The 14234-nt window shown below is 70.8% G+C and carries 14 protein-coding genes; 5 read left to right on the plus strand and 9 right to left on the minus strand.

Annotated features, from left to right (window positions below; translation table 11 throughout):
* Window positions 1-97: 97 nt before the first annotated feature.
* Window positions 98-883 (minus strand): glucosamine-6-phosphate deaminase, encoded by a 786-nt coding sequence (gene nagB / locus IE264_RS12690; RefSeq protein ID WP_015611265.1) that lies wholly within the window; start codon window positions 881-883, stop codon window positions 98-100.
* A 198-nt stretch (window positions 884-1081) separates the two neighbouring features.
* On the opposite strand from nagB, the gene IE264_RS12695 reads away from it, so the two are divergent.
* Together IE264_RS12695 and IE264_RS12700 are read left to right on the plus strand one after the other, a co-directional pair.
* Complete coding sequence (locus tag IE264_RS12695; protein ID WP_015611266.1) at window positions 1082-2164, plus strand: SIS domain-containing protein; 1083 nt, start codon at window positions 1082-1084, stop codon at window positions 2162-2164.
* Window positions 2165-2567: 403 nt separating this feature from the next.
* Window positions 2568-4034 (plus strand): sensor histidine kinase, encoded by a 1467-nt coding sequence (locus IE264_RS12700; RefSeq protein ID WP_015611267.1) that lies wholly within the window; start codon window positions 2568-2570, stop codon window positions 4032-4034.
* Between the two features lie 170 nt (window positions 4035-4204).
* Here IE264_RS12700 and IE264_RS12705 read toward each other — a convergent pair whose 3' ends face one another.
* Entirely contained in the window at window positions 4205-4462 is a 258-nt protein-coding gene (locus tag IE264_RS12705; protein ID WP_003953983.1) for a WhiB family transcriptional regulator, read from the minus strand.
* 320 nt (window positions 4463-4782) lie between these two features.
* Window positions 4783-5751, minus strand: a complete 969-nt coding sequence (locus IE264_RS12710) for a diacylglycerol/lipid kinase family protein (RefSeq protein ID WP_015611268.1) — start codon at window positions 5749-5751, stop codon at window positions 4783-4785.
* Window positions 5752-5908: 157 nt separating this feature from the next.
* On the opposite strand from IE264_RS12710, the gene IE264_RS12715 reads away from it, so the two are divergent.
* Complete coding sequence (locus tag IE264_RS12715) at window positions 5909-6358, plus strand: hypothetical protein (RefSeq protein ID WP_015611269.1); 450 nt, start codon at window positions 5909-5911, stop codon at window positions 6356-6358.
* Window positions 6359-6409: 51 nt separating this feature from the next.
* Here IE264_RS12715 and IE264_RS12720 read toward each other — a convergent pair whose 3' ends face one another.
* The 3 genes from IE264_RS12720 to IE264_RS12730 form a co-directional block, all read right to left on the minus strand.
* On the minus strand, window positions 6410-7333 hold the full coding sequence (locus tag IE264_RS12720; RefSeq protein ID WP_031123019.1) for an RNA polymerase sigma factor SigF: 924 nt from the start codon (window positions 7331-7333) through the stop codon (window positions 6410-6412).
* Window positions 7334-7356: 23 nt separating this feature from the next.
* On the minus strand, window positions 7357-7770 hold the full coding sequence (locus IE264_RS12725) for an ATP-binding protein (protein WP_003966375.1): 414 nt from the start codon (window positions 7768-7770) through the stop codon (window positions 7357-7359).
* A 231-nt stretch (window positions 7771-8001) separates the two neighbouring features.
* Window positions 8002-8262 (minus strand): UBP-type zinc finger domain-containing protein, encoded by a 261-nt coding sequence (locus IE264_RS12730; RefSeq protein ID WP_015611271.1) that lies wholly within the window; start codon window positions 8260-8262, stop codon window positions 8002-8004.
* Between the two features lie 35 nt (window positions 8263-8297).
* On the opposite strand from IE264_RS12730, the gene IE264_RS12735 reads away from it, so the two are divergent.
* On the plus strand, window positions 8298-9899 hold the full coding sequence (locus IE264_RS12735) for a Na+/H+ antiporter (protein ID WP_015611272.1): 1602 nt from the start codon (window positions 8298-8300) through the stop codon (window positions 9897-9899).
* Here the strand turns inward: IE264_RS12735 and IE264_RS12740 are convergent.
* From IE264_RS12740 to IE264_RS12750, 3 genes are all read right to left on the minus strand, one after another.
* Complete coding sequence (locus IE264_RS12740; RefSeq protein ID WP_015611273.1) at window positions 9875-10819, minus strand: 1-aminocyclopropane-1-carboxylate deaminase/D-cysteine desulfhydrase; 945 nt, start codon at window positions 10817-10819, stop codon at window positions 9875-9877. The two genes, IE264_RS12735 and IE264_RS12740, sit on opposite strands and share 25 nt — an antisense overlap.
* Window positions 10820-10876: 57 nt before the next feature.
* Window positions 10877-12073, minus strand: a complete 1197-nt coding sequence (locus IE264_RS12745; RefSeq protein ID WP_015611274.1) for a globin domain-containing protein — start codon at window positions 12071-12073, stop codon at window positions 10877-10879.
* A gap of 129 nt (window positions 12074-12202) precedes the next feature.
* Window positions 12203-12649: an RrF2 family transcriptional regulator gene (locus IE264_RS12750; protein WP_015611275.1), complete on the minus strand. Its 447-nt coding sequence runs from the start codon at window positions 12647-12649 to the stop codon at window positions 12203-12205.
* A 175-nt stretch (window positions 12650-12824) separates the two neighbouring features.
* Between IE264_RS12750 and IE264_RS12755 the strand changes: the two genes are divergently transcribed.
* The gene (locus IE264_RS12755) at window positions 12825-14231 is read left to right on the plus strand and encodes a family 2B encapsulin nanocompartment shell protein (RefSeq protein WP_015611276.1); all 1407 of its coding nucleotides are present in this window, start codon (window positions 12825-12827) and stop codon (window positions 14229-14231) included.
* Window positions 14232-14234: the final 3 nt, after the last annotated feature.

Below are 14234 nucleotides of genomic sequence, written 5' to 3' on the forward strand. Positions count from 1 at the left end.
CGATTGAGGACAAAGCCTCTCGCCGGACGGGCGGCACAACGGCCGAGGGCCGGGACACCATCAGGCGTCCCGGCCCTCAGCCGCGTGCAACGTACGGCTACAGCCCCTGCCACCCCGGCTTCGCCGCATACGTGGCGCGGAAGTAGTCCGCCAGCTTCAGCTTCGACGCGGCGGCCTCGTCCACCACCACCGTCGCGTGCGGGTGCAGCTGGAGCGCCGAGGCCGGCACGATCGAGGCGACCGGCCCCTCCACCGTCTGGGCGACGGCCTCCGCCTTGCCCTCCCCGGTGGCCAGCAGGATCGGGTGCCGGGAGTCCAGGATGGTCCCGATGCCCTGGGTGATCACGTGGTGCGGCACCTGGTCGATGTCGTCGTCGAAGAAGCGCGCGTTGTCCACCCGGGTCTGCTCGGTCAGCGTCTTGATCCGGGTGCGCGAGGCGAGCGAGGAGCACGGCTCGTTGAAGCCGATGTGCCCGTCGGTGCCGATGCCGAGCAGCTGGAGGTCGACCCCGCCGGCCTCCGCCAGCGCCCTGTCGTACGCCTCACAGGCCGCCTGGACGTCCTCGGCGGAGCCGTCGGGGCCCATGAAGGAGGCCTCGGAGAGCCCGAGCGGCTCGACGACCTCACGCAGGACCACGGAGCGGTACGACTCCGGGTGGCCCGCGGGCAGCCCGACGTACTCGTCCAGCTGGCAGATGCGGGCCCGCGAGGCGTCGACGGCCCCGGAGGCGACCTTGGCCGCCAGCGCGCGGTAGATGGGCAGCGGGGTAGAGCCGGTGGCAACGCCGAGCAGGGCGTCGGGCTTGCGGCTGAGCAGGGAGGCGATGGCCTCCGCGATCAGTTCGCCGCCTGCCGTGGCGTCCGGGACGATGACAACTTCCACGCTGTGCCTGCCGATCTGATGAGTGGAACCCTGTGGTATAGACCAATCAAGGGTCCAATCTAGCAGAATCGGGCAGCTGTGCGGTGAACGGCCCGCGCATCGGACCCCCCGCCCGGTCCGCCCTTCCCGCCCGCTGGCGGACCCCGCGATTGCCTGGTCGACTTGTCCGGTACGACACCGCATCGGGAGGCACCCCACATGTCAGCCACCCCTCCGTCCGGCCGCGACGACCAGCGCGATGTGCCCGGCCGCATCATGTCCGGCGAGATGGCCGAGCAGCCCGCGATGCTGCGGCGCATCCTCGAACAGGGCGCGCCCCGCATCCACGAGGTGGCCGCCGAGATCGCCGCCAGGAAGCCCCGCTTCGTCCTGCTCACCGCGCGTGGCACCTCCGACAACGCGGCGCTCTATGCGAAGTACCTGCTGGAGATCCGGCTCGGCCTGCCCTGCGGGCTCGCCTCCATGTCCACCACGACGGCGTACGGGGCCAAGCCCGATCTGCGGGACGTCCTGGTGATCACCGTCAGCCAGTCGGGCGGCTCACCGGACCTGGTGGCCTCCACGAGGGCCGCCCGGGAGGCCGGTGCGGTCACGCTCGCGGTCACCAACAACCCGGACTCCGCGCTCGCCGCCGTGTCCGAGTTCCACATCGACATCCTGGCGGGCCCGGAGAAGGCGCTCCCGGCCACCAAGACGTACACGGCGTCCCTGCTCTCCCTCTACCTCTTCGTGGAGGGCCTGGGAGGCGGTGACGGCACGCAGGCCGCCTCGGTCCTGCCCGACCTGGCGGGCGCGATCCTGGGCCGCCGGGCCGAGGTCAAGGCGCTGGCCTCCCGCTACCGGTTCGCCGAGCGCATGGTGATCACCTCGCGCGGCTACGGCTACCCCACGGCCAAGGAAGCGGCCCTGAAGCTCATGGAGACCAGCTACATCCCCGCTCTCTCCTACTCGGGTGCCGACCTGCTGCACGGCCCGCTGGCGATGGTCGACAACATCTCCCCGGTGATCGCCGTGGTCACCGACGGCCGGGGCGGTGAGGCGCTCCAGCCGGTGCTGGACCGGCTGCGGGGCCGCGGCGCCGACCTGTTCGTGGTCGGCCCGAAGGTGCAGGTGGAGGCGGCCTCGGCGGGCTTCGCGCTGCCGACGTCGGGGGTGCCCGAGGAGTTGCAGCCGATCCTGGAGATCCTGCCGCTGCAGATGCTGGCGTACGAGGTCACCATCGCGCGGGGCCAGGACCCGGACTCACCACGCGCCCTGGCCAAGGTCACGGAGACCCGCTGAGAACAGGCAGAGGTCACAGGCCCCCGGAAACACCCGCGGGCCGCGGCGCCAGGACGGGACCCTCAGCCCGCCCGGCACCGCAGCCCGGAGCTACCTGGCCGGCGGTGTGCGGTGCCTCCGGCCACTGGAGGCACCGGCGCAGTCAGGGCAGAGAGCGCCGGGTGCCTCGGTCCGCTCTCCTGTGCGGGGAGAGCGGAGGTCTTGGTGAACTCATTGTGGACTAGACCAATTGCCCGTGTCCATCCGTGTGCACGACATTCTCCGGCCGCGCACCGCACCCTGTCCATCACCTTCCTGCCCGCCGGAGCCCGGTACACGCGCGCCCCGCCCTGTGGCACGGCCCGCCGGACCGATCGGTTCGAACACTCCCGTTCACCCCGGGTACGCTCCACAGGTGCCCTCCATGAACGACCTCGTCCGCCAGCACACCGCTCTGAGCGATACCGACCTCGAGTGGCTCCATCTGCTGGTCTCGGAGTGGCAGCTGCTCTCCGACCTGTCCTTCGCCGACCTCGTGCTGTGGGTCCCCACCCGCGACGGCACGCGGTACGTCTCCGTCGCCCAGATGCGGCCCAACACCGGCCCCACCTCCTACCAGGACGACATGGTCGGCCACCTGGTGCCGCGCGGCCGCCGCCCGCTGCTCGACGCGGCCCTGGACGAGGGCCGGATCGTGCGCGAGGGCGACCCGGAGTGGCGCGAGGAGGTTCCCGTACGGGTCGAGTCCATCCCCGTACGCCGCGAGGGCCGGGTCCTCGGGGTGATCGCCCGCAACACCAACCTGCTCACCGTGCGCACCCCCTCCCGGCTGGAGCTCACCTACCTCCAGTCCGCCTCCGACCTGGCCCAGATGATCGCCGCCGGGTCCTTCCCCTTCCCCGGCCAGCAGGTCGACATGGACGCCTCCCCGCGCGTCGGCGACGGACTGATCCGGCTGGACGCGGACGGGGTCGTGCAGTACGCCAGCCCCAACGGCCTCTCCGCCTACCACCGCCTCGGCCTCGCCTCCGACCTGGTCGGCCACCACCTCGGCACCACCACCGCCGAACTGGCGCCCTCCCGCGGGCCGGTGGACGAGGCCCTGGTCAAGGTGGCCAGCGGGTACGCGCCGCGCGAGTTCGAGGTGGAGTGCGCGGGCGGGGTGATCCAGCTGCGGGCCATCCCGCTCAAGCCCAAGGGCGTCCGCATCGGCTCGCTGGTCCTGCTCCGGGACGTCACCGAACTGCGCCGCCGCGAACGCGAGTTGATCACCAAGGACGCGACCATCCGGGAGATCCACCACCGGGTGAAGAACAACCTCCAGACGGTGGCCGCCCTGTTGCGCCTCCAGGCCCGCCGGATGGACTCCGAACAGGGGCGCGAGGCGCTCAACGAGGCGGTGCGGCGCGTCGGTTCGATCGCCATCGTCCACGAGACGCTGTCCCAGAACCTGGACGAGCGGGTCGAGTTCGACGAGATCGCCGACCGGGTCATCGCGATGGTCTCGGAGATCTCGCCCGGCAAGGTGACCTGCCGGCGCACCGGCCGCTTCGGCATCCTCGACGCCGAGGTCGCCACCCCGCTCTCCATGGTGCTGACCGAAGTCCTGCAGAACGCCCTGGAACACGCGTTCGTGGTGGGCGATCAGGGCACGGTGGAGGTCTCCGCCGTGCGCGGCGGCTCACCGACCGAGGGCCGGCTCCTCATCACCGTCACCGACGACGGGCGCGGTCTGCCCGAGGGGTTCGACCCGCAGCGGGCCGGCAATCTGGGGCTCCAGATCGTACGGACACTGGTGGAGGGGGAGTTGGGCGGCACGTTCGGCATGGTCCCGGCGCCGGAGCGCGGCACCCAGGTGGTGCTGGACCTCCCGGTGCGCGGCGACAAATGACTGACAGGGCACAGCAGAGCGGGCCCGGACCGTGGTGACGGTCCGGGCCCGCTCCGTGATGCTCACGTTGCGATGCGCTTCGGGGTACTGCGCGCTGCGACTCGAAGGCGGGGCTGTGCGCACGCTCTGTGCGCGCCGCCGGGCTGAGGCGTGTTTCGTGGGGGCGTCGGTCAGGCGCTGGCGTTACGCGCCCGGTTGCGAGCGGCACGGCGCTTCATCGCGCGGCGCTCGTCCTCGCTGAGGCCACCCCAGACGCCGGAGTCCTGGCCGGACTCGAGCGCCCACTGCAGGCACTGCTCCATGACGGGGCAGCGACGGCAGACGGCCTTGGCTTCCTCGATCTGCAGCAGCGCAGGACCGGTGTTGCCGATGGGGAAGAACAGCTCGGGGTCTTCCTCACGACAAACGGCGTTGTGACGCCAGTCCATGGCTGCTACCTCTCCTTGGTATTACACGCTTGTTGCTTGTGAATGTGAACGCTTTCACGAATCCCCCCACAGATGACGGGCCGACTCCCAGAAGAACTGGTCGTGGTCTGTGATGGTGAGGAGGGGTTCTGGCTCTCAGTGGAGGCCGGTGTTGCGGGCCGTCCCGATCGCCATGTAGAGATTCGCAAACCTCGGCGGCGGATACAACCCCTTCTGGAAAGTTTTTTTTGATTCCTCGGTGTCGACTAGGTCACAGCCGCACTTCTAAGGGGTGGGGGCCAGGCCAAACGTTCGAGTTAAAGGACTTTCGGCCCTTCCACTCACACAATCACACGCAGTGCACGGCGTACGCCTGTGAACGTCACGCTCGTACGCAGTCCCAGGTGGTCGCCGTCCATCTGGAAGGGCAGTGGGACCTTTGAATGCAAGGTGAAGTCCGTGAGGTCATGCAGTGAAACGGCGTGCTTCCCGCGGGGCCCTCTGTCAGGGCTCGAAGTGAGCAGCTGGGTGCCGTAGCGGGCCACCGCCGCAGTGGACAGACGCTTCAGTCCGAGGACGTCCAGAGCGGTGTCGAACGAGGCCTTCGGAGAGGCGTACACCGGACGATTCCCCAGGTAGGTCCAGGGGGCGGTGTTGCAGATTATGGAGAGCGCGAGGTCGGTGACGGGGTCCTGGCCGGGCACGTCGAGCGTGATCGTCCCGTGTCTGCGGTGGGCCTCGTCGAGGAACTGCCGCACCACCTGGCGTACGTACAGCGCATGGGTCGAACGCTTGCCGTGCTCGCGTTTCTGTTCGACCCGGCCGACCACTCCGGCGTCGAAGCCGAGACCGGCACAGAAAGTGAACCAGCGTTCGGGAACGGACTCGTCCTCGGTGCCCGGGGTGCCGGCCGCGAGGCCCAGGCCGACCGTGCGCTCGCTTTGGTGCTCCAGGGCGTCCAGGATCGCGCCGGTCGCCTCCACCGCGTCGTTGGGCAGCCCCAGGGCGCGCGCGAAGACATTGGTGGAGCCGCCGGGGACCACGGCGAGCTTCGGGACGCCGTCCACGTCCGGGCCCCGGTGCAGCAGCCCGTTCACGACCTCGTTCACCGTGCCGTCACCGCCGAGCGCGACCACCAGATCGATGTCGTCGCTGTCGGCCGCCCGCCGCCCCAGATCCCGGGCGTGACCCCGGTACTCCGTGGTCACCGCCTCCAGCTTCATCTCGCTGGCCAGAGCATGGATGAGTACGTCACGGGTGCGCGCACTGGTGGTGGTAGCTGCCGGGTTGACCACGAGAAGTGCGCGCATGCCCGTCAGAGTACCTACCGGGCGGTTCGGCCCTGAAGTCGCGGTTCGCTGCGCTCCCGACCCGTCACGCTCCGTGATCCTCACCCGTACGTGACATGCGCCGCGCCCACGCACCCCGGCTTCACTTCCGGGCCCCGGGGATGCCAACCTGAAAGGCGTGAGCACTCAAGCGACCTCGTCCTCCCCCTCGCCCGCCGCGGCGGAGCGCCCGAGAAGGATCACCGCCCTCGCCGGGATCAACGCCCTCGAAGGCGCCGCGCTCGCGGTCAGCGGGCTCTACCTGCTGGTGATGGGGGTGCTCGGGCGCCCCGAGAGCCCGCAGCAGGCGGAGACGGTCGGCATCACGCTGATCGCACTGGGCGCCATCCCGCTCGCCGCCGCCCGCGGCCTGCTGCTGCTGCGCGGCTGGAGCCGGGGCCCGGCGCTGATCACCCAGATCATGGCGCTGCCCGTGGCCTGGACGCTGCTGCGCTCCCAGGGCGCGCTGATCCCCGCCGGGATCGTGCTGGCGGCGGTCGCCGTGACCGGTCTGACGCTCGTGCTGAACCCGGCGACCACCCAGATCCTCGGCCTGCGCAGGGGCGCCGGAGCCGACCCCGAGGCCTGAGCCCCGGGGCCTGGGCCCCGGGGGCCGCGGCCCCCGGGAACGGCCGTCCTGCTACTCCTCGACGAGCAGGCGCTCGCGCAGCTGGGCCAGGGTGCGGGCCAGCAGCCGGGAGACGTGCATCTGCGAGATGCCGACCTCCTGGGCGATCTGCGACTGGGTCATGTTCCCGAAGAACCGCAGCAGCAGGATCCGCTTCTCACGCGGCGGCAGGTCCTCCAGGAGCGGCTTGAGCGACTCCCGGTACTCCACGCCCTCCAGCGCCTCGTCCTCCGAGCCCAGCGTGTCCGCGACCGCGGGGGACTCGTCGTCCGTGTCCGGCACGTCCAGCGAGAGCGTGCTGTACGCGTTGGCCGACTCCAGGCCCTCCAGCACCTCCTCCTCGGAGATGCCGAGCCGCTCGGCCAACTCGTGCACCGTCGGTGAGCGGCCGTGCTGCTGGGAGAGCTCGGCGGTGGCCGTGGTCAGCGAAAGACGCAGCTCCTGCAGCCGGCGGGGCACCCGCACCGCCCAGCCCTTGTCCCGGAAGTGGCGCTTGATCTCGCCGACGACCGTGGGGGTCGCGTACGTCGAGAACTCCACGCCCCGGTCCGGGTCGAACCGGTCCACCGACTTGATCAGCCCGATCGTGGCGACCTGCGTCAGGTCGTCCAGCGGCTCCCCGCGGTTGCGGAAGCGCCGGGCCAGGTGCTCGACCAGCGGCAGATGCATCCGCACCAGCCGGTTGCGCAACTCCGCCTTCTCCGCGGAGCCGTCGGGAAGCTCCCGCAACTCGATGAACAGGGCCCGGGCCCTGCTGCGGTCGTGGGGATCGTGGTGCCCGTGCTCGCTCATCTGGCCCGCCCGCTCCTGGGACTGCTCCACCGCGACGTTGAGGCTCTGGGACCCGTCCGCTCCGTCCACCGGATGCGGCCGGGCCTGTTGCTCCGGGATGCCTGCCGGCCGCACCACCCCGGTTCGGATCGTCTCGTCCCGCACAGGACCGTCCCCGTTCCCGTCGCTCACGCCGGCCCGGGGCCCGCGCCGCGCTGTTTGTAGAGGCTGATGCTGACCGTACGGTCGTCGGCGACCGTCGAGTCGACCTTGCCGGCCAGTGCGGAGAGCACCGTCCAGGCGAAGGTGTCACGCTCGGGTGCGCGGCCGTCCGTCGTGGGGGCCGACACCGTCACCTCAAGGGAGTCGTCGACGAGTCGGAAGACGCAGCTGAGGACGGAGCCGGGCACGGCCTGCTGAAGCAGGATCGCGCAGGCCTCGTCGACCGCGATGCGAAGATCCTCGATCTCGTCGAGAGTGAAGTCCAAACGCGCTGCGAGACCGGCCGTGGCCGTTCGCAGCACCGACAGGTAGGCACCCGCAGCGGGCAGCCGGACTTCTACGAAGTCCTGATTCCCGGGCTCGCCTGCGATCTGGGACACCCTCACCTCCAAGGTGGCACAAACTCTTTCGAGGTTCCGGGAAGGGTGGCCCGGAGCCATGCGGTCGGTCGACGGTTCTCAGCTCGGCGACGCTATCGGATCCATGATGCAGTGTCGCCCGCACCCCATCCCCCGGCCGTCACTCATGGTAAACCCATGAGTACACACAGTGGCTAGGGGTCTGCGGCGTCCAATTACGAAGAACCGGCGCCGGATTGACGTACCCAGACGTCAGACGATCGAACCGTCCTCGAAGCACCAGCGCCAGCTCTCGCCCGGCTCGAAGCTCCGCATCACCGGGTGACCGGTCTCCCGGAAGTGCCCGGTGGCGTGCCGCAGGGGCGAGGAATCGCAGCAGCCGACGTGCCCACAGGTCAGGCAGAGCCGCAGCTGCACGGGGTGGGTCCCCGCGGTCACGCACTCGGGGCAGGTCTCCCCGAGCGGTACGGGTTCGGGGCGTGGCAGATCCGCTACGTGCGCACACTCGCTCATGATGGGCAGGTTACGACGGATCCGAGGACGGTGAGATGGACGCGCTGCCGCTGGTGGCACTGGTCGCGGCCAGTGCCGCGGTCGCCGGTGCGGCGCGCCGCACCCCCATTCCGGCCCCGCTCGTCCTGGTCGCCGTCGCCCTCGTCGTGGGCCTGCTGCCGGGCGTCCCGACGTACCACCTCGACGCGCACGTGGTGCTCCCGCTGCTGCTGCCACCGCTGCTCTACACGGCGGCGGTGGACAGCTCCTACCTCGACCTGCGGGCCAACATCCGGCCGGTCGCGCTGCTCTCCGTGGGGTACACCCTCTTCGCGACCATGGCGGTGGGCTGGCTGGCGTACCTCGTGATCCCGGAGCTGCCGCTCACCGCCGCGCTCGTCCTGGGGGCGGTCATCGCGCCGCCGGACGCCGTGACGGCCGCCGCGATCGCGCGCCGGGTCGGGCTGCCCGCCCGCGTCACGACCATCCTTCAGGGTGAGTCGCTGGTGAACGACGCGACGGCGATCACCGCCTTCCGGGTGGCGCTCGCCGCCGCGGTCGGGGAGGGGATGAGCTGGGGCGAGGGGATCGCCGAGTTCCTGCTGGCCGCGGTCGGCGGGGTCGGGGTCGGTCTGCTGCTGATGGTGCCGCTGCACTGGCTGCGCACCCACCTGAAAGAGGCCCTCCTCCAGAACACGCTCTCTCTTCTGATCCCGTTCGTGGCGTACGCGGCGGCCGAACGGGTGCATGCCTCCGGCGTCCTCGCCGTGGTCGTCGTCGCCCTCTATCTGGGACACCGCTCCTGGCAGGTCGACTTCGCCACCCGCCTCCAGGAGGCGGCTGTCTGGAAGATGGTCGCCTTCATCCTGGAGTCCACCGTCTTCGCCCTGATCGGGCTGCAACTGCCCTTCGTCCTGAAGGGGCTGGAAGCGGGCGGGGTGACGGAGGCTGTCGGGTACGCGGTCATCGTGTTCGTCGCGGTCGTCGTGGTCCGCTTCGTCTGGGTCTACCCCGCCACCTATCTGCCCCGCTGGCTCTCCAAGCGGGTACGGGAACGGGAGCCCGGCACCGACTGGACGGCACCCCTGATCGTCGGCTGGGCGGGCATGCGCGGTGTCGTCTCGCTCGCCGTCGCCTTCTCCATCCCGCTGGTCACCCACGACGGCGAGCCGTTCCCGGGCCGCAACCTGGTGCTGTTCCTGACCTTCACCACCGTCATCGCCACGCTGGTGATCCAGGGCCTGACCCTGCCCGTCCTCGTCCGCGTACTGAAACTGCCGGGACGTGACCCGCAGAAGGAGACGCTCATCGAGGCGCAGGCCCAGAGCGAGGCCTCGGTGGCCGCCGAGGCCCGGCTGGACGAGCTGCTCGCCGACCCGCACAACAGCCTGCCGCCGCCGCTGGCCGACCGGCTGCGGAGCGTGCTGGACCGCCGCCGCAACGCCGTCTGGGAGCGCCTGGGGACGGCCGACCCGGTCACGGGTGAGTCGGCGGACGACACCTACCGCCGACTCTCCCGCGAGATGATCGAGGCCGAGCGCGAGGTCTTCGTCCGGCTCCGGGACGAGCGGCGGATCGACGACGAGATGATGCGTACGCTGCTGCGCCGGCTGGACCTGGAGGAGGCGGCCGCCTACCGGGAGACGGACGACTCCTGAGGGGGCTGTTCCTGCGGGGCCGGCGTTTCGGAGGTGGCCGTGATCACGGCGCTCACCCGGGTGCCCGGTGCGAACGCCCCCTCCTCGGCCAGGACCGTCAGCGCGAACAGCAGTTTGGCGACGTAGACCCGCTCGACCGGCAGCCCGTGCCGGTCCTCGAAGTCCGCGGCGAAGGCGTCCAGTTCCGGGGTCGTACGGGCGTAACCGCCGAAGGTGAAGCGCTCGTCCAGCGACCAGTGACCGGCCGGTCCGCCGAACGCCTCGCGCTGGAGTTCGGTGACGGCCGCCCCGAGGAAGCCGCCGCGCAGCACCGGTATGCCCAGGGCGCGCTGCCCGCCGTCCAGCCCGGCCGCCAGCCCGGCCAGGGTGCCGCCGGTCCCGCAGGCCACGGCCGCCACATCGGTGTGCCCGCGCAACTCCCGCCCCAGCGCTGCGCAGCCCTGTGCGGCCAGGGCGTTGCTGCCGCCCTCCGGGATCACCTCCACGTCCCCGAACAGGCTCAGCAGCCCCTCCAGGACCTCGGGTGAGGCCTTCGCCCGGTAGGTCGTACGGTCCACGAAGTGCAGCCGCATGCCGTCGGCGGCGCACCGGGCGAGCGAGGGGTTGAGCGGCCGGTGCGCCAGCTCGTCGCCGCGCACCACACCGATGGTGGGGAAACCCAGCAGCCGGCCGGCCGCGGCGGTGGCCCGCAGATGGTTGGAGTAGGCGCCGCCGAAGGTCAGCAGGGTCCGCCCGGCGGCCGCCTCCAGGTTGAGGGCGAGTTTGCGCCACTTGTTGCCCGGCAGATCGGGGTGGATCAGGTCGTCCCGCTTGAGCAGCAGCGTGATCCTGCGCCGGGAGAAGCGGTCGTCCCGGACCTCCTGCAACGGGGACGGCACCCGGGGGCGCAGGAGGGTCTCGGGGCGGGGCGGGTGGTTCACGCGTCCATTGTGGCGCGCCTCGATGATGCCGTCCTGGGCGCCGTCCCGGGCGCCTTCTTATGCGCTCGCCAGCCAGAGGTCCGGGCCGAACACCTCGTAGTGGATGTCGGCCGGACGCACCCCCGCCTCCAGCAGCAGGGCGCGGACCGTGCGCATGAAGGGGAGCGGGCCGCACAGATAGGCGTGGGTGCCCGGCAGCACGGTGATGCCGTTCAGGTCGACGAGCCCTGTGCGGTGGACCGGGTGCCCGGCCTCCGGGGCCTCGTACCAGAAGTGCGGCTCCGCCTCCGGGAGCTTCTCCGTCAGCCGGAGGTGGTGGGTGCGCAGGGCGTGGTCGGCGGGCGAGCGGTCGCCGTGCACCACGGTGACCGGGCGGTCGTGGCCCTGCTCGGCCAGGTGCTCCAGCATCGACAGCATGGGGGTGCAGCCGATTCCCGCCGAGGCGAGCAGCAGTGGTGCGTCCAGGTGGTCGAGGACCAGGTCCCCGTAGGGGACGGAGACGCGCAGCCGGTCGCCCGCGCGGGTGTGCTCGTGCAGGTGGCGGGAGACCTCGCCGTCGGGGGCCGCCTCCCCGCGGACCCGCTTCACCGTGATGGAGCGCAGCCGGGAGCCCGGGGAGGAGGAGAGGCTGTACTGGCGTATCTGCCGGGCCCCGTCCGCCAGTACGACCTGTACGGAGACGTACTGGCCGGGCCGGAAGGCGGGGGCGTCACCGCTGTCCGCCGGGCGCAGGTGGAAGGTGGCCACGTCTTCGGTCTCCTCGATCCGGGCGGCGACCTCCCACTCCCGCCACACATCGCCCGCCGCGACGCCCTGCTGGGCGTAGAGCCGCGCCTCCATGGCGATCAGGGCGTTGGCCATCAGCCAGTAGACCTCGTCCCAGGCTGCGGCGACCTCAGGGGTGACCGCGTCGCCCAGTACGTCGATGATCGCGGCGAAGAGATGGGTGTGCACCACCTCGTACTGCTCGGGGGTCACCCCCAGTGAGGCGTGCTTGTGGGCGATCCGGTCCAGCATCACGTCGGGCCGGGTGCCGGGGTGCTCGACCAGTGCGGTCGCGAAGGCGGCGATGGATCCGGCCAGTGCGGTGCGCTGGTCGCCCGATGCCTGGTTGCCCCGGTTGAACAGATCGCGGAGCAGTTCGGGGTGGGCCTCGAAGAGCTTCTCGTAGAAGAGGCCGGCTATGTCCCCGATGGCCGCGCCGACGGCGGGGAGGGTGGCACGGACGGTGGCGGTGGACCGGTCGGAGAGCATGGCTGAGGAGCTCCTCTATTAATTGGTATTCAGGATGCGTATTTTTGGGCGGCGGCGGGTGACGGTGGCGGGCGACGAGGTGGTCCGTGGGTGGGGTGAAGGGGGGTGGGGAGTCGGGGGAGTCCCGGCTCAGTCCGGTGGCGGTCCGCTGCCGATGCCGAGCAGCAGGGGCCCGGTGGGGGAGGCGACGAGATCCGTGACGGTGATCGGGTCGAGCGAGGCGTAGAAGGCGTCCTGGGCCTTCCGCAGGGCGCCGCGCAGCCGGCAGCCGGATCGCAGCGGGCAGGGTGTGGTGCCCTCGCACTCCACGACGTCGTCCGTGCCCTCCAGCTCCCGGACGAGGGCGCCGATCGAGGCTGAGTGCCCGGCCGTGGTCAGCGTGAGTCCGCCGCCCCGGCCGCGGCGGGCGTCGAGCAGGCCGAGGTGCTGGAGGCGGGCGACGACCTTGGCCGTGTGTGTGTAGGGCACCCGCATGGTGTCCGCCACCTCGCGCGTGGTGGGCGGCTCGGCGCCCTCGGCGACCGCCAGCCGCATGAGGACGCGGAGCGCCACATCGGTGAACCTGGTCAGCCGCATGACTCCACCCTAGATAAGTGGCATCTGTGATGCAACTTTCACGGTCCGCGGGGCGACGGGGAGCAACGTGCCCCACCCGAGGGCTGATTAGTCACACTCTTTTGTGTAATGGCGGGCGACGTCCTCTGCTGAAAGGCTTCTCCAGCAGGTCAGCCCAAGATCGAAAGGACGTCAGATGTCCGTTGGTGAAGAGGTTCGCGACACGCAGGCGCCGCCGCAGCAGAGTCTGGGGACGGCAGCTGCGCGGAACCTCGCGACGACCACCAAGTCCGCGCCGCAGATGCAGGAGATCACCTCGCGGTGGCTGCTGAAGATGCTGCCGTGGGTGCAGGTACAGGGCGGTACGTACCGGGTGAACCGTCGGCTCAGCTATTCGGTCGGTGACGGCCGGGTGACCTTCGTCCAGACCGGGGACCGGGTCTCCGTGATCCCCGCCGAGCTGGGGGAACTGCCCGCTCTGCGCAATTTCGGGGACGAGGAGGTCCTCGCCGAGCTCGCCCGCAGGTGCGAGCAGCGGGACGTGGCCGCAGGGGAGGTGCTCGCCGCATCGGGGGACGCGGCGGACCGGGTCTTCCTGCTGGCGCACGGCAAGGTGGAGAAGATCGGCTCCGGTCTCTACGGGGACGAGACGGAGCTCGAAGTGCTCGCCGACGGCGCGTACTTCGGCGACCAGAGCCTGGTCGACGCCGACGCCGTCTGGGAGTACACCGCCCGGGCCGTCACCGCGTGCACGCTGCTGACGCTCAGCCGCGCGGATGTGTTCAACCTGGCGGAGCGGGCCGAGCCGCTGCGCGCCCACCTCGCCGGTCTGCTCTCCATCCCGCATCAGCGGACCAACAAGTACGGCGAGGCGGCGATCGACCTCTCCGCCGGCCACGTGGGCGAAGCCGTCGTCCCGCACACCTTCGTCGACTACGACGCGGCGCCCCGCGAGTACGAGCTGAGCGTCGCCCAGACCGTGCTCAAGGTGCACAGCAGGGTCGCCGACCTCTACAACCAGCCGATGAACCAGACCGAGCAGCAGTTGAGGCTCACGGTCGAGGCGCTGCGCGAGCGCCAGGAGCACGAGCTCATCAACAACCGGGAGTTCGGCCTCCTCAACAACTGCGACTACGGCCAGCGGCTCCAGCCGCACGACGGGGCACCCAGCCCCGACGACATGGACGAGCTGCTCTCGCGCCGGCGCGGATCGAAGCTCTTCCTCGCCCACCCGCGCGCCATCGCCGCCTTCGGCCGCGAGTGCAACCGGCGCGGACTGGTCCCGGAGAGCGTGGACATCGGCGGTCACCACGTGCCGGCCTGGCGCGGGGTGCCGATCTTCCCGTCCAACAAGATCCCGGTCACCGATGCCCGCACCACCTCCATCATCTGCATGAGGACCGGTGAGGCCGAACAGGGCGTCATCGGCCTCCAGCAGACCGGAATCCCGGACGAGATCGAGCCGAGCCTCTCGGTCCGCTTCATGGGCATCGACGAGCAGGCGATCATCTCCTACCTCGTGACCGCGTACTACTCCGCCGCCATCCTGGTACCGGACGCCCTCGGCGTACTGGAGAACGTGGAGGTGAGCCGCTGGCGCTGACCC

The sequence above is a fragment of the Streptomyces microflavus genome (assembly GCF_014650075.1).
GTDB classification, from domain to species: domain Bacteria; phylum Actinomycetota; class Actinomycetes; order Streptomycetales; family Streptomycetaceae; genus Streptomyces; species Streptomyces microflavus.